Source organism: Burkholderia latens (assembly GCF_001718795.1).
In the GTDB taxonomy this organism is placed as follows: domain Bacteria; phylum Pseudomonadota; class Gammaproteobacteria; order Burkholderiales; family Burkholderiaceae; genus Burkholderia; species Burkholderia latens_A.
Map to the genome: position 1 here is coordinate 573,537 of NZ_CP013438.1, position 17,969 is coordinate 591,505.

A 17,969-nucleotide genomic window follows, 5' to 3' on the forward strand; every position below is an offset into this window, starting at 1 on the left:
GCCGTCATTCGTCGGCCTCCTTCGCGGTTTTCGGATACACGCGCACGAGCACGATGCGCGGCCCGTTCATCTTCTTCACGACCACGTCGAAGCGGTCGAACGACACGCGCTGGCCTTCGGTGGGCAGATCGCTCAGCGCCTGGATCACGAGGCCGCCGACCGACTCCGCGCGCCCTTCGTCGATGTCGATGCCGAGCGCCTGCTCGAGCGACACGACGGGCAGGCTGCCCTTGCCCATCAGCGTGCCGTCGTCGAGGCGGCTCCAGTCGGCGTCGCCCTGTCGGAACTCGTCGTGGATCTGGCCCACCAGCGCGCCGAGCAGGTTGTCGAGCGTCAGGAAGCCGATCGGCTTCTCGCCCTTGTTGCCGACCAGCGCGAAGTGCGGTGCGCCCTTGCGGAAGCGGCGGAACAGCTCCAGCGCGGGCGTGTCGGGCTTCACGTACTGCACCGGCCTCACGTAGTCGGACAGGTCCTCCAGCGCCGCGCCCGCGTGCCGCGCGAGCAGCAGATCTTTCAGGTGGATCAGCCCGCTCACCTGTTCGCGCGACGCATTCTCGAACAGCGGATAGCGGCTGAAGCGATGCCGCGCGACGATTTCCATGTTGTCCGGCAGCGGCAGGTCGCGGCGCAGGCCGATCATTTCATGCGCGGGCCGCATCAGGTCGGACACCGTCATCGACGAGAAGTCGAGCGAATGCGCGAGCGTGTTCCACTCGTCGTTGGTGTACGCACCTCGGGCGGGCTGCGCCGGATTGCCGGCCGCGCTGCGGCGGCTGCGCAGGATCAGCTTCAGTTCGTCGGTCGAGTAGTGCGCATCGCCGCCGTGGTCGGCTGACAGCCCCGCGAGCCTTAGCACCGCGTTCGCGCTGGTGTTGAGCACCCAGATCGCCGGGTACATCGCCCAGTAAAACGCGTAGAGCGGCAGCGCGACCCACAGGCCGACCTTTTCCGACTGGCGGATCGCCATCGATTTCGGCGCGAGCTCGCCGACCACGATGTGCAGGAACGAGATCAGCGAGAACGCGAACACGAGCGAGATCAAGTGCACGATGCGCTCGGACTGCACGCCGATCAGGTCGAGCAGCGGGCCGATCAGTTCCGCGAACGCGGGCTCGCCAACCCAGCCGAGGCCAAGCGACGCGAGCGTGATGCCGAGCTGGCACGCGGACAAATACGCGTCGAGCCGGCCGTGCACGACCGCGAGGATGCGCCCGCGCAGGCCGTGCTTGCGGGCAAGCGTCTTGACGCGCGTCGCGCGCAGTTTGACGAGGCCGAATTCGGCTGCGACGAAAAACCCGTTCAGGGCCACCAGGAACAACGCGCCGATGAGCGCGAAGATCTGTAACAAAGAATCGCTCCAGTTGAGACAGGCCCGTCAGTATAGGGCCGGAAAGGCAAATGTAATGTATCGGGCGGCCAATTGCTTACACCGGCGCCTCGCAAGGGACGGAGAGCGTGAGGGTGACGGCGGCGCGGTCGGTGAACGGCGTGTGCGTGAAGGTGCCGCCATGCGCGAGCGCGACGCGCTGGCATAGTGCGACGATCCACGCGACGCGTTTGGCGTCGCGCGTGCGGAGCATCTCGCGGCGCGCGAATGTTTCGAACGCGTGCGGCAGGCCGGGATCGGCGAGAACGGCGGCGCTGACGTCGCAGCCGACGTGCGCGACGCACTGCGCGCCGTCGCGCGTGCACGCGAACGTCACGCGGCTGCCGGCGGCACTCGCTTCGACGGCCGTCGTCAGCATCGTCCACAGCGCCTGTGCGAGGCGTTCGCGATCGGCAGTCAGCGCGGGTTCGTGCTCGGGCAGCGTCGCGTCGATGCGCACCTGCCGCGCGTCGGCCAGCGCGACGCGCGCGAGTGCGATCGTGTCGTCGAGCAACGGGCGCAAAGCGAACGGCTGCGGCTCGATCGCGAGATTGCGCGTTTCCGCGCGCGGCGCGTCGAGCACGTCGTCGATCAGTGCGACCTGCTGGTCGATGCCGGTCCGGATGCCCGCGAGCGCACGCTGCAGGTTCGGGTCGGCGTTGGCAAGCTGCCGTTCGAGCACATACGCCCAGCTGTGCATTGCGTTCAGCGGGCTGCGCAGGTCGTGCGATGCGGTGGAAAGCGCCTGGTCGCGCAGAAAGAGCGCCGCCTCGGCGGCATAGTGCGCTGCGCGTTCGCGCAGCAGGTCGGCGGCGGGATCGGCGGAAAAGGACGTCACGGAGCTGGCCTGTCGGAAGCGGTTGGGATGAAACACATGCGAACCGCCATTATAGGGATCGCGCGTGTCACGCCGGCAGCGCTTCCTCGTCCTTTTTCCGCGCATCGCCGTTCGGCAGCAGCTGGCATGCCAGCAGGCCGGCCAGCATCAGCGCGCAGCCGATCAGCGCACGCAGCGTGAGCGTCTCGCCGAGCGCGGCCCACCCCGCGATTGCCGCGAACACGCCTTCCATGCTGAAGATCACCGCCGCATGCGCGGGCGCCGCATCGCGCTGCGCGACGACCTGCAGCGTATAGCCGACGCCGACCGACAGCAGCCCGCCGTACAGCAGCGTCGGCAGCGCGCGCTTCAGCATCGCAACGCCGACCGGCTCGAGCGCGACGGCGGCCGCAACGCACAGCACGCCGCACGCGACGAACTGCAGGAACGCGAGCACGAGCGGATCGTGCCGCTTCGCGAAATAGCCGACCGCCATCACGTGCGCGGCGATGATCACGGCGCCCGCGAGCTGGAACCAGTCGCCGTAGAGCACCGAGAAATGCTCGTCGATGCTGAGGAAGTACAGGCCGATCGCCGCGAGCAGCGCACCGAACCACGTGCGGGCGCCGATCCGGTGACGCACGAACACGCCCATCAGCGGCACGATCACGACATAAAGCGAGCTGATGAAGCCCGCGTTCGCGACCCGTGTGTACTGCAGCCCGAACTGCTGCAGCGAGATCGACACGGCGAGCAGCCCGCCGAGCGCGAGGCCCGGCGCGAGCAGCGCCGGCTCGCGGCGAATCGCCGCGACTTGCGCGCGCGAGGCAGCGTTCAGCGTCAGCAGCGGAATCAGCACCAGTGCGCCGAGCAGGAAGCGCAATCCGGTGAACATGAACGGCCCGATCACGTCGAGGCTCAACCGTTGCGCGACGAACGCCGAGCCCCAGATCGCGGCGGCGGCGAGCATCAGCAGGTTGGCGCGGAGGTGCTTGCGGGCATCGGACTTCATCGGAATTCGTCAGGGGATTGGCGGGCGGCGAAACCGCCTAGTTTACGCCGAGATTGCAAGGCTGTCGGAAAACCTTCGAAGTGCCGCCGCCGCACGGGCGTCGCGCACGCGCGAATACAGCACGACCTGCGAATGCGGCAGCGGCGGCAGCCCGAATCTCGCGCCGACGTCGACCAGCGTGCGCGGCGCGACACGCCGCGCGAGCGGGCAGACGGCGAGCCCTGCGGCCGCGGCGGCCGTGACCGCCGCGACGCCGCCGCCCGTGAACCGCTCGCGCCACGGCAGTCCCGCATGCTCGAGCGCGCGCAGCGCGGCGGCCCGCACGCCGCACGGCCCGGCCAGCACCGCCAGCGGTAGCGGTTCGCCCGCGCGCGGCGCCCAGTCGGGCGCGGCAAGCCACGCGAGCGGTTCGGTAAACAGCAGCGTGCCGTCGTCGCGCGGCGGATCCTCGCCGGGCTCGTGCCGCACGATCGCTGCGTCCAGCCGCCGCTCGTCGTATTGCGCGAGCAGGTTTGCCGACGTCCCCAGGTGCATTTCCAGTGACAGCCCCGGATCCTGCCGGTGCAGGCTCGTCAGTACCGCCGGCAGGTCCGGCACCGCGACGTGCTCGCTGACGCCGAGCGACAGCCGATGCGAGCCGGCCGAAATCGCGCCGAGCGCCCGATCGTGCGCGTCGAGCAGCGCGCGGGCGGCCGGCAGGAAGTTCTCGCCGTCGGCCGCCAGCTTGACGACGCGCGGCGTGCGGTCGAGCAGCGGCTTGCCGAGGTGTGCCTCGAGCCGCTTCAGCTTCAGGCTGACGGCCGACTGCGTGGTGCCGAGCGCGTCGGCGGCGCGCGTGAAACTCGCGAGATCGGCGACCAGCACGAACGCGCGGACGGCATCGAGATCGAGGACTTTCATTTCTGATGTAAATGGATGAAATATCGATAGATGACTGTTCATTATAGTTATCCGTGTCTAACCTGACGTGGCGTTTTTCGAATGTCAACGTCACCGAAAGGAGCAGGATCATGCCGTTCACCCGTATTGCAGTACGCGAAGGCAAACCGGCCGCTTACCGCGCGGCGCTCGTCGACGGCGTGCATCGCGCGCTGATGCACACGTTCAACGTGCCCGAAGACGACATCTTCATGGTCGTGACCGAGCACACGGCCGAGAACTTCTTCTTCGGCCGCCATTACCTCGACATCGAGCGCAGCGACGATCTCGTGATGATCCAGATCACCGCGAACAACACGCGCACGCTCGAGCAGAAGAAGGCGCTGTACCGGACGATCGCGGAGAACCTTGCCGCGCAGCCGGGCGTGCGGCCGGAGGACGTATTCATCAGCCTGGTCGAAGTGCTGAAGGATGACTGGTCGTTCGGCAACGGCATCGCGCAGTACGCCCTCTGACACGTCGTTTGATCTGCGACGCCGCGGCGGGGCCGGATCGCGTCACGCGCCCGTATGCGCCGTGTACTATGGAAGCTGCTTCACTGTCGACGCCGGCGCGCACGATGCGTCGGCGCTTGTTCATGTGCGGGAGCCTCCATGTCGCGTGTGCTGGAAATCGTGTTGTGCCTGTCGCTCGAAGGTTGGCCGGTGAAGGCGGGGAGCCGGGCCCGCGGCGACCAGCGCGACTTCGGCGCCGAGCTTGTCCGCGCGTGGCGGATCTGTCCGCAGGTGCGGATGCGGCGCGGCCACGAGCGCGTAACGATCGAGCCGTGCCAGATCGAGGAAGCCGAGCGGAGCGCCGGCGAAAGCTGGTGGACGTGGGTCGAGTCGAATGCGCACGGGCGGCGGGTGGTCGCGTCGCGCACGAAGGCGTTCGCGCCCGGCGTCGTGGCGCGCGAACGGTTCGACGCCGAACATGCGGGCATCGTCGTGGCCGCGCCGGCGCGCGGCACATCCACCGAAGCGGAGCAGGACGAGGAGGCCAGCGGCGGCGCTGAGCGCGGCGATGAAGCCGCGGTTGCCGCGTCGACTGTGCCGGCGCCGCTGCGGCTCGTCAGCGAGCGGCGGCGCGGGCGATGGGCGGACGATAGCGGCGTGGTGGTCGAGATGACGCTCGACGACGTCACGCTGGACGGCGGAGCCGACGCGCCGCGCCGACATGTCGAATTGCGGCTTGCGGCGCCCGACTGGGACACCGTCGCCGCGCGCACGGCCGCGTTGCGCGCGCTGTTCGCCGCCGCGCGCGAACTAAGCGGCGCATGGCCCGCGTTCGTGCAGCTGGCCAGCGTGATCGACCGCGCGTGCGCGGGCGACCCTGCGGTGGCCGGGCCCGTGAAGGCGCAACTCGTCGATCTGACTGGCATCCGCACGCAGCGGGCCGCGCTGTTCGCGCTGTCCGCCGATATCGCCGCGCAATGGCTCGGCAATGAAGCAGGGGTGCTCGAGCGCGACGATCCCGAATTCGTGCACCAGATGCGCGTCGCGCTGCGCCGGCTGCGCACACTGATGCGTTTCTTTCCGCGCTTCGCGGACGATCGATGGAAGGACACGTTCGGCGCCGATCTGCGCTGGCTCGCGTCGTTGCTCGGCACGGTGCGCGACTGGGACGTGTTCTCGACCGAGAGCCTGCCCGGCCTGATCGCGGCCGATGGCGGCAGTGCCGACTGGAACGGCACGCTCGACGCGGCGCGCGCGCAGGCGACGGCCGCGCGCGTCGAACTGCGCCAGGCGCTGCATTCGGCGCGCTATGCGCGGCTGACGCTCGGCTGGCTCGAATGGCTGAGCATGCTTGCACTGCCGGACACGGACGACGCCGACGCGCCGCCGCTGCGGCGTCATGCGACCAAGCGCGTGCGGCGTCTGTTCGGTCATCTGTATGCATCGCCGTCGCTCACGTCGCTCGATACGGCCGCACGCCACCGCGTGCGGATCGAAGCGAAGCGGCTGCGCTACGCGCTGGAATTCTTTGCGTCGCTGGCGTCGCGGCGCACACGCACCGAAACCGTCAAGACGCTCGCGCGCGTGCAAAGCGTGCTCGGCGAAGCGAACGACGCGATCGTCGCGCTGCATCGTCTCGAGCAACTGGCGGCGCCCGCGTATCAAGTCGGCTTCGTGCGCGGCTACGGCGCCGCGCTCGAGCAGCGCGCGGCGCGCGACGCCGAGGCGCTGCTGGCGAGCCTGCGTCCGCCGAAGCTCGATGCCAAGCCGCGTTGAGCGGCGCGCTCACTATAATGGCCTCCCGTTTTCTTCGGATTGACCGATGACCGACGCGTCGCCTCTTTCTTCCCCGGCCGCACCGCTCGAACTTGGCGGCGAACTGTGGTTGCGCGCAGGCGAGCAGACGCTCGGCGGCGCCACACGCATCGCACTGCTCGCGGCGATCGGCGAGACCGGTTCGATCACGCGCGCGGCGAAGGCCGTCGGCCTCAGCTACAAGGCTGCATGGGATGCGATCGATACGATGAACAACCTGGCCGGCGAGCCGCTCGTCATGCGGTCGACCGGCGGCAAGGGCGGCGGCGGTACGACGCTGACGCCGCGCGCGATGTCGCTGATCGCCGCGTTTCGCGCGATCGAGCGCGAGCATCGCCGTTTCATCGACGCCGCGAGCGCGGCCGTGTCCGGTTTCGACGTCGACTGGGCGCTGATCGGCCGGATCGGGATGAAGACGAGCGCGCGCAACCAGTTGTTCGGCAAGGTCGAGTCGATCGTGCGCGGCACGGTGAACGACGAGGTGACGCTCGTGCTGCCCGGCGGCCAGGCGATCGTCGCGGTTCTCACGCACGAGAGCGCCGACGCGCTCGGCCTGCAGCCGGGCGCCGCCGCGTGCGCGCTCGTGAAGGCGTCGTGGGTCGTGCTGGCGGTCGACGACGACGGCGAAGCGACGTTGAAGGTGTCGGCACGCAACCAGTTGCGCGGGACCGTCGACACCGTTGCAGCGGGTGCGGTGAACAGCGAGGTGACGCTTGCGCTGGACGGCGGCGGCACACTCACCGCCGTGGTTACGAACGACAGTGTCCGTGCGTTGCAGCTCGACGCCGGGCGGCGTGCGATCGCGTTGTTCAAGGCATCGAGCGTGATTCTTGCGGTGACGGGCTGAGCATGCGCTGCGGCGCGGCGGGCGCATGCCGAGAGCCGGAAGGCGGTCGAACGTCGAACGCCCAGCACCGTTGCACATCCGCGCACACGACGGCGAAACCGGTGTCTCCAACGTGCACGCGACGGCGGCCTCGCTTCCGCTTTCGGCCCGTTCCGGCTTATGCCGCCGACGCGGTTTCTGTCAGGCACCCGGCGTCCGCCGCGTCCGCCGCGACGGCACCGGCCCAGCACGCGCTCAGATGACGCGGCTTGGCCACTCCGCGTGTGGCGCCACGGCCTGCACGCGTCCTTCGCTCAACTGCACGACTTGATCGCCGAACGCGGCGACGTCGTCGGGGTCGTGCGAGATGAGCACCATCGGGATATCGAGTCTTGCCTGCAGTTCAGCGAGTTCGTGACGCATGCGCTGGCGCAGCGCGCCGTCGAGCGCCGCGAACGGTTCGTCGAGCAACAGGATGCGCGGCTGCGCGACCAGCGCACGCGCAAGCGCGACACGCTGCTTCTGTCCGCCCGACAGCTGTGACGGGAATTGCCCGGCGAGCGTGTCGAGTTCGAACGCTTGCAGCCAGTAAGTGACTTCGGGCGCCGTCGTCTTCGCGCGTGGATTGCGCAGGCCGGACGTGAGCCCGAACGCGATGTTCTGCCGAACGTTCAGATGCGGAAATAGCGCATAGTCCTGGAATAGATACGCGACGCGCCGCGCGCGGCTCGGCACGTCGATGCCGCGCGCGGCGTCGAACAGCGGCTCGCCGTTCAGCGTGATCGTGCCTTCGTCCGGCGACAGCAAACCGGCGATCGCCTGCAGCGTCATGCTCTTGCCCGCGCCGGACGGCCCGAACAGCACGACGCGCTGCGTGTTCGCCGTGAACGACACGTCGAGCGTGAAGCGGCGCTCGGCGTTCGAGTAGGTCTTGCGGATATCGACGGCGACGCTCATGCGGGCCTCCGTCGCGCGGCACGGCCTGGGCGCAAAACCGCGCGGGATGCGCGGGCGCACTTTGCCGTGACGGGCGCGGCGCGATGACGCGGCTCGCGATGCGTTGCGCGCGTCATGTCGGCTGACTCCGTCCGGCGCGCGCCGGCACGAGCCAGCCGGTCGCGAGCAGCACGAGCACGCACGTGATCGACGTGACGAGCACCAGGAAGTTGGCCGTGGCGTCGTCGCCGGCCTGCACCGCCGCGTAGATCGCGACCGATAGCGTTTGCGTGCGGCCGGGCAGATTGCCGGCGATCATCAGCGTCGCGCCGAATTCGCCGAGCGCGCGTGCGAACGCGAGCAGCGCGCCGGCCAGAATGCCGCGTGCGGCGAGCGGCAGCGTCACACGGAAGAACACCGCGGCTTCGCCGAGTCCGAGCGTGCGGGCCGCGCGCTCCAGATGCGGATCGACGCTCTCGAACGCAGTGCGCGCCGATTTCAGGATCAGCGGGAACGCGACGACCATCGACGCGATCACCGCGCCTTGCCACGTGAAGACGAGCTCGATGCCAAGCCGGTCGAGCCATGCGCCGAATACGCCGCGCCGGCCGAGCAGCACGAGCAGGTAATAGCCGAGCACCGTCGGCGGCAGCACGAGCGGCAGCGTCAGCAACGCATCCACCACGTCGCGCATCGGCGAGCGCCAGCGCGCGAGCACGAACGCGGCCGCGACCCCGAGCACGACGTCGAGCGCGGTCGCCCAGCCCGCAACTTTCAGCGACAGCAGCAGCGGTACCCACGCGTCCTGCATCATTACGTGCTCACTTGCCCGCGGGCTTGAAGCCGAACGTCGACAGCACCGCTTGCCCCTGCGGCGACGCGACGAAATCGATGAACGACTGCGCCTGTGCGGCATGGCGGCTGTCCTTGACGACCGCGATCGGGTAGGTGATGGGCGTCTGCGTCGGCACGGTCAGCGCGACCTTCACGCGGCCCGGCATGATCGCGGCGTCCGTGCCGAACACGAAGCCCGCGTCGACTTCGCCGCGCGCGACGTAATCGAGGCTCTGGCGCACGTTGGCGGCCAGCACGCCCTTCGCGCTGACCGCGTCCCACACGCCCGCCGCGCGCAGCGCACCTTCCGTGTAGCGGCCGACCGGCACCGACGCCGGGTCGCCATACGCGACGCGCTTCACGCCGGGTGCCGTCAGGTCGTTGAGCGACGCCGGTGCGGCCGCATGGCCGTCCGCCGGAACGATCAGCACGAGCGAGTTCGCGGCGAAATCGCGGCGCGTGCCGGGCACGACGACCTTATCGGCGACCGCGCGATCCATCGCCTTCTGGTCGGCCGACGCGAACACGTCGGCCGGCGCGCCCTTGGCGATCTGCTGCATCAACACGTCCGACGCGCCGAAGTTGAACAGCACCTTGGTATCCGGGTGCTGCTTCTGATAAGCATCGCCGACCGCCTTGAACGCGTTGGTCAGACTCGCGGCCGCCGACACGACCAGTTCGTCGGCGGCGCAAGCCGGAGCGCTGAACGCGAATCCGGCGGCGAGTGCGGCGAGCGGCATCAAACGGAGCAGGGTGCGGCGAAGCGGGCGTGCGGTCGAGCGCATGGTCGTCGTTGGAATGGTCGAAAACCGTAATCGTAATATAGCGCGGGTTATAACGCTCGACATACCGCTCATGCGGCGCTGAGCATGGAACCTTCAGACGTGACCGGCGGCCGGAATGACGGGCGTGACGCTCGTCACGCGTGCAGCAGCGGCGCCGGCGAGCCGGTGCGGTGCAGCGACGACGGCTGCGAGGCCGGCCGGTAGTTCGGATTGGCTTTCCATCGGGCGCGCACGAATGGCCGCTCGTGCCCCGACAGTTCCAGCGCGACCCGCGTGACCCAGCGGTGCGACGGCACCGTGATGCCATGCAGCGCGACGGTGACGAGCGCGAGACTCACGACGACCGCCGGCACCGACCAGCGGTGCGGCACCGCGTGCCACGAGCCGGCGATGAACGCGAGCGCGGCGATCGCGCCGACGATGCAGCCGGTGATCGATTCGGACGGCGAATGCGCGTCGAGCGCGACGCGCGACACACCGACCGCGACGCCGGCCGCGAGGCCGAGCGCGATGCCGGCGATCCGCACCGGCGTGCGCGTGCGGATGAGTGCGAGGAAGATCGCCACCGGGTAGACCGACGTCGACAGCATCGCGTGGCCGCTGAATCCGGTGAAGTCCCACGCGCGGATGCCGATGCCCCAGCCGAGGAATGCGATCTTCGTGAGCGCGACGACGGCGATCGCGGCCGCGAGCACGCCGAGCCATGCGGCGGCGCGTTGCCACGAGTAGCCGAGCGCGAGCCACACGGCGATGGTGATCGCGAGCGGCAACGTCAGGCCGGCGCCACCGAACGCGGTGATCGTGATCCACAGATGAGAGGACAGGTCGAACATCGGGAGGGAACGGGCAGAGGCGGGACGGATGCTTAAATCAACGCGCGAGCCGCGAAGAACGACTACAACGGATACAAGCGGTTAAACCGCAGTATAGCGCCGCGCCCGATCGAAGCCCGTTTTTACGGGACGCGGAACTATCCGTATGCAGGAAAAATCCCAGAAACAGTGTTATGGTGCATTGCACAAAGATGAACGATGCACCGTGAGTCGCACCCCTATTTTTCCTGACTGCGAGCCCGATCGATGACCAAAAGTCTGACCAAGGTATGGCTGGGCGGCATGAAGCGCATGCTGTCTCCGGTCGCCAAACGCGCGGCGCGCGATGCGCAGCGAATCGCGCGCGACGCGCTCGAGGCCGCAGCGTCGCCTGCTGCAACCGAACCGTCCCCGCCGCGCGAATCGCGCGTGCGGCCGCGCGCTGCCGCATGGGCCGCCGGTGAGTGGACGCGTGCCGAGCATCCGATGGCGAATGCGCTCGGCCGCCTGGTCCAGAATCTTGCGTACGCGCTCTATATCCCGCCCGGTCGCGCGCGCGGCCCGCGTCCGCTGGTCGTGATGCTGCATGGCTGTCAGCAGTCGGCCGACGAATTCGCGCACGGCACGCGGATGAACCTGCTCGCCGACCAGCACGGCTTCGCGGTGCTGTACCCGGAGCAGTCGCGGCGCGCGCACGCGCACGGTTGCTGGCACTGGTATGAAGACACCGACCGCGCGGGACGCGGCGAAGCGGATGCGGTCGCGTCGCTTGTCGATACGCTCGTCGACGAGCACGGATTCGACGCATCCCGCGTCTACGTCGCCGGACTGTCCGCCGGCGCGGGCCTCGCGGCGCTGCTCGCGCTGCACCATCCGGATCGCTTCGCGGCCGTCGCGCTGCACTCGGGCCCCGCGCTCGGCGAAGCGAATTCCGGCATCACGGCGATGGACGTGATGCGGCGCGGGCTGCGGCAGAACCCCGCCGCGATCGTCGACGCCCTCGTCGACGCCACCGCGTATCCGGGCATGCCGGCGCTGATCGTCCAGGGTGACGGAGACCGCGTCGTCGCGCCGAAAAACGCCGATCAGCTCACGGTGCAGTTCATGCGCCTGAACGGGCTCGCGGACAGCCGCGGCGCGCTGCGCGGCGGGGAGCGCGTCGAGACGCGCGGTGCGGGCGTGCAGCTTACCGATGTGCGCCGCGACGGCGAGACGGTCGTGCGGCTCTGCCGCGTGAAGGGGCTCGAACACGCATGGGCCGGCGGCGACGACGCGGTGCCGTTTCACGCGGCGGTCGGGCCGGATGCAAGTGCGATGATCTGGTCCTTTTTCGAACACAATCGTCGCACTGTGGCGACTGAACGACGCACTGTGTGATCGACGCTAGCCATCGACTAGGGTTTTCCCTATAATTCGGGAAAACCCTAGTCCAGAACCTTCGGAAAGCGAGATCGAACATGTACCTGCTGAGCCACCTCTTCCTGATCCTGACCAAGAACGCTGAAAAGGCCGCGAAAGAGCGTGCCGACGCGTATCTGGCCGAAGCGACCGACATCTACGATCTCGAATTTCGCATGCGCAAGATCGATCGCGAAGCGGCGATGAACCGTCCGTTCTCGTTCGGCTCGCGTTAAGCAGCGCAGCGCCGGCCGGCGCGTCAGCCGGCCCGGCAGTTCACGCGAAAGGGCGTGTGCGGCAAGCAGCCGCACACGCCCTTTCTGCATTCGGCGCCGCGCGTTGCGTCAGACGACCGTCAGGCGCACCGGCACGTTGTTGCGGGTAGCGTTCGAATACGGACATACGTGGTGCGCCTTGTCGACCAGCGCCTGGGCGTCTGCCTTGTCCAGCCCCGGCAGCGACACGCGCAGTTCGATGTCGAGGCCGAAGCCGCCTGCGTCGTTCGGGCCGATACCGACTTCCGCGGTGACCCGCGTGTCCGCCGGCAGCGTCTGCTTGTTCTGGCCGGCGACGAATTTCATCGCGCTGAGGAAGCAGGCCGAGTAACCTGCGGCAAACAGCTGCTCCGGGTTCGTGCCTTCCGCGCCCGTGCCGCCGAGTTCGCGAGGCGCGGCCAGCTTCACTTCGAGCCTGTTGTCGGCAGATACCGCGCGGCCGTCGCGGCCGCCCGTGCTCGTGGCGCTGGTCTTGTACAGAATGTTCATCGTGCAGCTCCTGTCGGGAAGAGTGGGAGGAAAGCGGTCCGGACATACGGAATGTCGCGGGCCACGGATAAAATATAGAACACAAATAATTTGTGTGCAAATGAAATTTTGAAGAAAGAGCCCGGCGGAGCCGGGCGCGACCGCGAACGCGTGTGTCGTCAGGCTTCGTTCGACGCCGACAACGCACTCCGCAGCTGCTGCAAATCCGCGCGCAGCCGGACGAGGAACTCGGGGGTCTGCTGCATCGCGCAAAAAAGCTCGGCCGGCACCGAGCGGGCCTTGTCCTTGAGCGCGTGGCCGTCAGCGGTCACGCGCACGTTCACCACCCGCTCGTCCGTCGCGCTGCGCACGCGTTCGACATAGCCGAGCGCCTCGAGCCGTTTCAACAGCGGCGTGACGGTGGCCGGGTCGAGGTCGAGGCGGGCGGCGATGTCCTTCACCGCGATGTCGTCGCGCTCCCACAGCACGAGCATCGCCAGATATTGGGGATAAGTCAGCGACAGCTTGTCGAGCAACGGCTTGTACGCCTTCGTCATCGCATGCGAAGTCGCGTAGAGCGCGAAGCACAGTTGTTCGTCGAGCGTCTGGGGTAACGGGGGCAGGCGGTCCATGATCCGGGGCGGCGCGGCACACGCGCTAACGATTTGCACACAAATTATTTTGCGCGCAAAAGATCTCGTTGAACAGGGGTGCGGCGGCCCCGGCGGGTGCCGTCTTCAGGAGCGCGAGCGAGCCGGTCAAACAGGGGAAGGGGCCGGCCGGCAGCGCGTGCGCGCCAGCGGCCGTGCGAGCGTCAGCGGCCCGACGTGGGCGTCGCGGCGCCCGGCTCCTGCACGCCGAAGCAGCCCCGATAGGTCGCGTAGAACGAGCAGTACATCATCGTGACGATGATGATCGTCACCGGCATCATGATCGTCAGCACGTATGCGCCGGCGCCGAGCGCCTGCAGCAGCAGCGACAGCCCGAACGACGTGGCGAGCGCGACGCCGAACCACAGCAGCCCGTACACGACGAATGCGCCGCGATTGCGCCAGCAGCTGACGACGCTGAAGAACAGCGCCTTGGCAGGCGGAATGTCGTGCCACGCGGTCAGTACCGGCGCGAACCAGAACAGCATCGCGACCGGCGCGTAGAGCACCGTCGCGAACAGCAGCGCGCCGAGCGTGCCTTGCGTGGCGAGTGTTTCGGGCGTCGCGTTCGCGTCGCCCGTCGCGCCGAGCATCATGTGGAGCAGCCCGCCGCCGTCGATGATCGACGACGCGGCGAACACCAGCACCATCAGCGCGACATAGACGACGCCGAGCACCAGCAGCCGCTGCGTCGTCGCGGTGCCGTACGAGCGGAATCCGTCGATCAGGATCGTGGGCATCACCGGCTTGCCGGCCACCGTGTCGCGGCACGCGGCCATGAACCCGACCGCGATGCCGGGAATGAACAGCAGCGGCAGCGCCGCGCCGATCACCGGCACCATCGACACCAGCGTGATCGCCAGCAGGTACGTGAAGAACAGCGTGATGAACGCGAGCGGGTTCCGGCGGAACAGCCAGATGCCTTGACGGAACCAGACATAGCCCGCTTTCGCGGGCACTTCGATCAGTTGCATGCGGTATGGGTCTCGGGAAGCACGGGCGTGTGCGCGATACGCTCACGCAGGATCCGTTCGAAATGGCCGGGGTCGTGCGGCTTGAGCATTTCTGCCGCGCGCGGCAGGTAGAAGTCGTACAGGCGCGACACCCAGAACCGGTACGCGCCCGCACGCAGCATGTCGCTCCAGTGGCGGCGCTCTTCGGCCGTGAACGGCCGGACAGTCTGGTACGCGCGCACCAGCGCGTCCGCGCGCGCGGCGTCGAGCACGCCCGTCGCGAGATCGACGCACCAGTCGTTGACGGTCACCGCGACGTCGAACAGCCACTTGTCGCAGCCCGCGAAGTAGAAGTCGAAGAAGCCGCCGAGCCGGACCGCATGGCCGGTATCCGGCGCCGCATGCGCGAACAGCACGTTGTCGCGGAACAGGTCGCAATGGCACGGGCCGCCAGGCAGGGCCGCGTAGTCGCCGGACGCGAAGAACGCCGTCTGGTGCGCGAGTTCGCCCTCGAGCAACGCGCGTTGCGCGTCGGAAATGAACGGGACGATCGCCGGCACGTTCTCCTGCCACCACGGCAGGCTGCGCAGGTTCGGCTGCTGGCGCGCATAGTCGCGCCCGGCCAGGTGCAGACGCGCGAGCATCTGCCCGACCTCGATGCAGTGTTCGACCCCCGGCGCGAGTTCGGCTGCGCCGTCGAGCTTCGTGACGATTGCCGCCGGCTTGCCGTGCAGCTCGCCGAACAGCGCGCCGTCATCGCGCGGGACCGGATCGGGCACCGGCACACCGTGGCTCGCCAGATGGCGCATCAGGTCGAGGTAGAACGGCAGTTGCTCGGCCGTCAGCTTCTCGAAGATCGTCAGCACGTACTCGCCGCGCGTCGTCGTCAGGAAGAAATTGCTGTTTTCGATGCCGGACGGAATGCCGCGGAACGCCAGCACGTCGCCCAGTTCGTAGTGGCGCATCCATTGCGCGAGATCGGAGTCGGAAACAGCGGTGAAAACGGCCATGCGAGATGCGTCTGGTCAGTTGTCGGCACGCGCGGCGGCGTACGGCGCGACAGGAAGTGAAGGGGGAACCTGGCGCCGCATCGGGACCGACGCGGCGCGGCAGGAAATCAGTAGCGCAGGTTCACCGACGGCAGGCGCGTGATCGGGATGCCCGCGTCGTGCGGCTTCGGCGACGTGTCGAGCGTCGAGCTCATTTGATAGCGGGTGCCGAAGTTCGACTTCACGTCGATCTCGACCGGCTTGCCGCGATCGCGATACTCGGTGACCTCGGTGCCGTTCTTGCTCTTCTCGTGGAAGCTTGGCGTGCGTCGAATGTCGGCGAAGTCGACCTTCGACGTGACTTCGGCGCCCGGCCGGTTGATCTTGCGGAGATCGGGCAGGCCGGCGGCTTCGTTGGCGTCGGCCCGGGCCTGTGCGTCGGCGTCGGGCGTGCCGCCGGCGGCGTAAGCGGCGCCGGCAGCGGCAAGCGTGCCTGCAAACGCGGCGGCAGCGGCGACGAGAATGAGCGGCTTCATGATGAGTCTCCAGTGAACCCATCGATTTTAGCAAATACTGCGCGCAGGCCGGCCCTCGCGTGCACCCGGCATGCAAGCGCGCGGCCATGAGCGTGACCGGGTTCCGTGGTAATGTCGTTCGATCAGACGAGGTGATGAAAATGAAGAACGATTTGAGCCGCCGGCACCGGGTGCTGACGCCCGAGAGTCCTCCCGTCGAAGCTTTCGACGATCCGGTTGCCGCCGTCGCGCGGCTGTCGGCCATCTACGACACGAACACCGGCTTCCTGCGCGATGCATTCGCGCGCTACCGGCGCCACGAACCGTTCACCGAGCACGTGCGCGCGTGCTATCCGTTCGTGCGGATCCGTACCGACGTCAATACGCACGTCGATTCGCGCCGGTCGTACGGTTTCGTCGCCGGCCCCGGTGTGTTCGAGACGACCGTCACGCGCCCGGACTTGTTCGCGAACTACTATCGCGAGCAACTGCGCCTGCTGTCGAAAAACCATCATGTGAAGATCGAAATCGGCGTGTCGTCGCAGCCGATCCCGGTTCATTTCGCGTTTCCGGAGGGCATCCATCTCGAAGGCGAACTCGACCGCGATCGCCTGCTCGCGATGCGCGACATCTTCGACACGCCGGACCTGTCGTACCTCGACGATCGCATCGTCAACGGCACGTTCGAGCCGGCGCCGGGCGAACCGCATCCGCTCGCGCTGTTCACGGCCGCGCGCGTCGATTTCTCGCTGCACCGGCTGCGCCACTACACGGCGACGTCGCCCACGCACTTCCAGAATTACGTGCTCTACACGAATTACCAGTTCTACATCGACGAATTCGTGAAGCTTGGCCGCACGCTGATGACGGAGAGCACCGATCCCGAAGTGCGCGAGTACCGCAGCCAGTACAGCTCGTTCGTCGAACCGGGCGACGTGATCACGTACAACGCGAATCTGGGCAGCGAGCCGGCCGAGGGCGCCGCACCGCCGCGGCTGCCGCAGATGCCCGCTTATCACCTGAAGCGCGCGGACGGCAGCGGGATCACGATGGTCAATATCGGCGTCGGCCCGTCGAATGCGAAGACGATCACCGATCACATCGCGGTGCTGCGTCCGCACGCGTGGGTGATGCTCGGCCACTGCGCTGGACTGCGCAACACGCAGCGCCTTGGCGATTACGTGCTCGCGCACGGTTACGTGCGCGAGGATCACGTGCTCGACGCCGACTTGCCGCTGTGGGTGCCGATCCCGGCGCTCGCGGAAGTGCAGCTCGCACTGGAACGCGGCGTGGCGGAGGTCACGCGGCTCGAAGGTGCAGAACTGAAGCGCGTGATGCGCACGGGCACGGTCGCGAGCGTCGACAACCGCAACTGGGAACTGCGCGATCATCGCGAGCCCGTGCAGCGGCTGTCGCAGAGCCGCGCGATCGCGCTCGACATGGAAAGCGCGACGATCGCCGCGAACGGGTTCCGCTTCCGCGTGCCGTACGGCACGCTGCTGTGCGTATCGGACAAGCCGCTGCACGGCGAACTGAAGCTGCCGGGCATGGCCGACACGTTCTACCGCGGGCAGGTCGATCAACACCTGCAAATCGGCGTGAAGGCGATGGAGATCCTGCGCACGAACGGGCTCGACAAGCTCCATAGTCGCAAGCTGCGCAGCTTCGCGGAAGTGGCGTTTCAGTAACGCGACCGCCGGACTGCACGGTCGCGCCTGCAACGACAAAGGCCGCACGCGAACTTCCGTTCGCGTGCGGCCTTGTTGTTTCCGCTTCAGCGCGCGGGCCGCTCGGCCCGGCGTTCACGCGTTCAGCACTCGCCCTTCTTTGCGTGTCCCGGCGGGCAGTGATAACGGTCGCGGCCATGGTGGCGCTCGTGGTCTTCCCACTCGCGGCGCTCCCAGTAGCGATGGCCGTCCCAGTAGCGGTCGCCGTGCCAGCCGACCACCACCACGGGCGCGGGCGCGACGACGACCGGTGCGGGCGTGCCGATGTTGACGTCGACGTTGACGGCGTGAGCGAAGCCGGACAGCGAAAGACCGAAGCCGGCGAAGGCGATGGCGATCAGCGAGCGTTTCATGTTGTTTTCCGTGATGTCGTGGTCAAAAGGCCGGCGCGGCGCGATTGGCGCGATGGGGATCGTTC

Annotated in this window: 20 protein-coding genes; 6 read left to right on the plus strand and 14 right to left on the minus strand. The window is 68.1% G+C overall.

Translation table 11 applies throughout. From position 1 onward, the window contains the following. Nucleotides 1–4: 4 nt before the first annotated feature. The 4 genes from WK25_RS21900 to WK25_RS21915 all read right to left on the minus strand — a co-directional run bounded on the left by WK25_RS21900 (nucleotide 5) and on the right by WK25_RS21915 (nucleotide 4,095). Nucleotides 5–1,348, minus strand: a complete 1,344-nt coding sequence (locus WK25_RS21900) for a hemolysin family protein (protein WP_040139341.1) — start codon at nucleotides 1,346–1,348, stop codon at nucleotides 5–7. Nucleotides 1,349–1,424: 76 nt separating this feature from the next. Next, complete coding sequence (locus WK25_RS21905; RefSeq protein WP_059545288.1) at nucleotides 1,425–2,204, minus strand: sensor histidine kinase; 780 nt, start codon at nucleotides 2,202–2,204, stop codon at nucleotides 1,425–1,427. 67 nt (nucleotides 2,205–2,271) lie between these two features. Further along, complete coding sequence (locus tag WK25_RS21910; protein ID WP_069242727.1) at nucleotides 2,272–3,195, minus strand: DMT family transporter; 924 nt, start codon at nucleotides 3,193–3,195, stop codon at nucleotides 2,272–2,274. 42 nt (nucleotides 3,196–3,237) lie between these two features. Then, nucleotides 3,238–4,095, minus strand: a complete 858-nt coding sequence (locus WK25_RS21915) for a LysR family transcriptional regulator (RefSeq protein WP_040139344.1) — start codon at nucleotides 4,093–4,095, stop codon at nucleotides 3,238–3,240. A 110-nt stretch (nucleotides 4,096–4,205) separates the two neighbouring features. On the opposite strand from WK25_RS21915, the gene WK25_RS21920 reads away from it, so the two are divergent. The 3 genes from WK25_RS21920 to WK25_RS21930 all read left to right on the plus strand — a co-directional run bounded on the left by WK25_RS21920 (nucleotide 4,206) and on the right by WK25_RS21930 (nucleotide 7,230). Continuing rightward, on the plus strand, nucleotides 4,206–4,589 hold the full coding sequence (locus WK25_RS21920) for a tautomerase family protein (RefSeq protein ID WP_069242728.1): 384 nt from the start codon (nucleotides 4,206–4,208) through the stop codon (nucleotides 4,587–4,589). A gap of 138 nt (nucleotides 4,590–4,727) precedes the next feature. Continuing rightward, a complete protein-coding gene (locus WK25_RS21925; RefSeq protein WP_069242729.1) occupies nucleotides 4,728–6,344 on the plus strand; it encodes a CHAD domain-containing protein in 1,617 nt (538 codons plus the stop codon). Nucleotides 6,345–6,390: 46 nt separating this feature from the next. After that, entirely contained in the window at nucleotides 6,391–7,230 is an 840-nt protein-coding gene (locus WK25_RS21930) for a TOBE domain-containing protein (RefSeq protein WP_069242730.1), read from the plus strand. A gap of 234 nt (nucleotides 7,231–7,464) precedes the next feature. Here the strand turns inward: WK25_RS21930 and WK25_RS21935 are convergent, their stop codons facing one another. From WK25_RS21935 to WK25_RS21950, 4 genes are all read right to left on the minus strand, one after another. After that, entirely contained in the window at nucleotides 7,465–8,166 is a 702-nt protein-coding gene (locus WK25_RS21935; protein WP_040139348.1) for a sulfate/molybdate ABC transporter ATP-binding protein, read from the minus strand. A 112-nt stretch (nucleotides 8,167–8,278) separates the two neighbouring features. Then, entirely contained in the window at nucleotides 8,279–8,956 is a 678-nt protein-coding gene (gene modB, locus WK25_RS21940) for a molybdate ABC transporter permease subunit (protein ID WP_040141002.1), read from the minus strand. Between the two features lie 10 nt (nucleotides 8,957–8,966). Beyond that, a complete protein-coding gene (modA, locus tag WK25_RS21945) occupies nucleotides 8,967–9,764 on the minus strand; it encodes a molybdate ABC transporter substrate-binding protein (RefSeq protein WP_069242731.1) in 798 nt (265 codons plus the stop codon). A 134-nt stretch (nucleotides 9,765–9,898) separates the two neighbouring features. Then, nucleotides 9,899–10,597: a phosphatase PAP2 family protein gene (locus WK25_RS21950; protein WP_059545296.1), complete on the minus strand. Its 699-nt coding sequence runs from the start codon at nucleotides 10,595–10,597 to the stop codon at nucleotides 9,899–9,901. A 246-nt stretch (nucleotides 10,598–10,843) separates the two neighbouring features. Here WK25_RS21950 and WK25_RS21955 point away from each other — a divergent pair, with 246 nt between their 5' ends. Beyond that, nucleotides 10,844–11,953 carry a PHB depolymerase family esterase gene (locus WK25_RS21955; RefSeq protein WP_040139351.1) on the plus strand — a complete coding sequence of 370 codons (1,110 nt, stop codon included), beginning with the start codon at nucleotides 10,844–10,846 and terminating at the stop codon, nucleotides 11,951–11,953. 80 nt (nucleotides 11,954–12,033) lie between these two features. Beyond that, nucleotides 12,034–12,210, plus strand: a complete 177-nt coding sequence (locus WK25_RS21960; protein WP_069242732.1) for a DUF3563 family protein — start codon at nucleotides 12,034–12,036, stop codon at nucleotides 12,208–12,210. A 108-nt stretch (nucleotides 12,211–12,318) separates the two neighbouring features. Here WK25_RS21960 and WK25_RS21965 read toward each other — a convergent pair whose 3' ends face one another. The 5 genes from WK25_RS21965 to WK25_RS21985 all read right to left on the minus strand — a co-directional run bounded on the left by WK25_RS21965 (nucleotide 12,319) and on the right by WK25_RS21985 (nucleotide 15,845). Further along, nucleotides 12,319–12,738: an organic hydroperoxide resistance protein gene (locus tag WK25_RS21965; RefSeq protein ID WP_069242733.1), complete on the minus strand. Its 420-nt coding sequence runs from the start codon at nucleotides 12,736–12,738 to the stop codon at nucleotides 12,319–12,321. A 158-nt stretch (nucleotides 12,739–12,896) separates the two neighbouring features. After that, complete coding sequence (locus WK25_RS21970; RefSeq protein WP_069242734.1) at nucleotides 12,897–13,349, minus strand: MarR family winged helix-turn-helix transcriptional regulator; 453 nt, start codon at nucleotides 13,347–13,349, stop codon at nucleotides 12,897–12,899. Nucleotides 13,350–13,531: 182 nt separating this feature from the next. Beyond that, on the minus strand, nucleotides 13,532–14,341 hold the full coding sequence (locus WK25_RS21975; RefSeq protein WP_040139354.1) for a BPSS1780 family membrane protein: 810 nt from the start codon (nucleotides 14,339–14,341) through the stop codon (nucleotides 13,532–13,534). After that, the gene (locus WK25_RS21980; RefSeq protein WP_040139355.1) at nucleotides 14,332–15,330 is read right to left on the minus strand and encodes a homoserine kinase; all 999 of its coding nucleotides are present in this window, start codon (nucleotides 15,328–15,330) and stop codon (nucleotides 14,332–14,334) included. The genes WK25_RS21975 and WK25_RS21980 overlap by 10 nt, the downstream gene beginning before the upstream one ends. Nucleotides 15,331–15,437: 107 nt before the next feature. Continuing rightward, on the minus strand, nucleotides 15,438–15,845 hold the full coding sequence (locus WK25_RS21985) for a hypothetical protein (RefSeq protein WP_040139356.1): 408 nt from the start codon (nucleotides 15,843–15,845) through the stop codon (nucleotides 15,438–15,440). A 140-nt stretch (nucleotides 15,846–15,985) separates the two neighbouring features. Between WK25_RS21985 and WK25_RS21990 the strand changes: the two genes are divergently transcribed. Further along, nucleotides 15,986–17,512 carry an AMP nucleosidase gene (locus WK25_RS21990; protein ID WP_040141004.1) on the plus strand — a complete coding sequence of 509 codons (1,527 nt, stop codon included), beginning with the start codon at nucleotides 15,986–15,988 and terminating at the stop codon, nucleotides 17,510–17,512. A 122-nt stretch (nucleotides 17,513–17,634) separates the two neighbouring features. Here the strand turns inward: WK25_RS21990 and WK25_RS21995 are convergent, their stop codons facing one another. Then, nucleotides 17,635–17,904 (minus strand): hypothetical protein, encoded by a 270-nt coding sequence (locus tag WK25_RS21995; RefSeq protein ID WP_059545348.1) that lies wholly within the window; start codon nucleotides 17,902–17,904, stop codon nucleotides 17,635–17,637. Nucleotides 17,905–17,969: the final 65 nt, after the last annotated feature.

Coding starts and splice junctions, on each gene's coding strand:
- WK25_RS21980 (WP_040139355.1), bottom strand. CDS start 15,330: ATGGCCGTTTTCACCGCTGTTTCCGACTCCGATCTCGCGCAATGGATG.
- WK25_RS21955 (WP_040139351.1), top strand. CDS start 10,844: ATGACCAAAAGTCTGACCAAGGTATGGCTGGGCGGCATGAAGCGCATG.
- WK25_RS21995 (WP_059545348.1), bottom strand. CDS start 17,904: ATGAAACGCTCGCTGATCGCCATCGCCTTCGCCGGCTTCGGTCTTTCG.
- WK25_RS21920 (WP_069242728.1), top strand. CDS start 4,206: ATGCCGTTCACCCGTATTGCAGTACGCGAAGGCAAACCGGCCGCTTAC.
- WK25_RS21915 (WP_040139344.1), bottom strand. CDS start 4,095: ATGAAAGTCCTCGATCTCGATGCCGTCCGCGCGTTCGTGCTGGTCGCC.
- WK25_RS21910 (WP_069242727.1), bottom strand. CDS start 3,195: ATGAAGTCCGATGCCCGCAAGCACCTCCGCGCCAACCTGCTGATGCTC.
- WK25_RS21935 (WP_040139348.1), bottom strand. CDS start 8,166: ATGAGCGTCGCCGTCGATATCCGCAAGACCTACTCGAACGCCGAGCGC.
- WK25_RS21975 (WP_040139354.1), bottom strand. CDS start 14,341: ATGCAACTGATCGAAGTGCCCGCGAAAGCGGGCTATGTCTGGTTCCGT.
- WK25_RS21990 (WP_040141004.1), top strand. CDS start 15,986: ATGAAGAACGATTTGAGCCGCCGGCACCGGGTGCTGACGCCCGAGAGT.
- WK25_RS21985 (WP_040139356.1), bottom strand. CDS start 15,845: ATGAAGCCGCTCATTCTCGTCGCCGCTGCCGCCGCGTTTGCAGGCACG.
- WK25_RS21965 (WP_069242733.1), bottom strand. CDS start 12,738: ATGAACATTCTGTACAAGACCAGCGCCACGAGCACGGGCGGCCGCGAC.
- WK25_RS21950 (WP_059545296.1), bottom strand. CDS start 10,597: ATGTTCGACCTGTCCTCTCATCTGTGGATCACGATCACCGCGTTCGGT.
- modA (WP_069242731.1), bottom strand. CDS start 9,764: ATGCGCTCGACCGCACGCCCGCTTCGCCGCACCCTGCTCCGTTTGATG.
- WK25_RS21930 (WP_069242730.1), top strand. CDS start 6,391: ATGACCGACGCGTCGCCTCTTTCTTCCCCGGCCGCACCGCTCGAACTT.
- modB (WP_040141002.1), bottom strand. CDS start 8,956: ATGCAGGACGCGTGGGTACCGCTGCTGCTGTCGCTGAAAGTTGCGGGC.
- WK25_RS21970 (WP_069242734.1), bottom strand. CDS start 13,349: ATGGACCGCCTGCCCCCGTTACCCCAGACGCTCGACGAACAACTGTGC.
- WK25_RS21925 (WP_069242729.1), top strand. CDS start 4,728: ATGTCGCGTGTGCTGGAAATCGTGTTGTGCCTGTCGCTCGAAGGTTGG.
- WK25_RS21960 (WP_069242732.1), top strand. CDS start 12,034: ATGTACCTGCTGAGCCACCTCTTCCTGATCCTGACCAAGAACGCTGAA.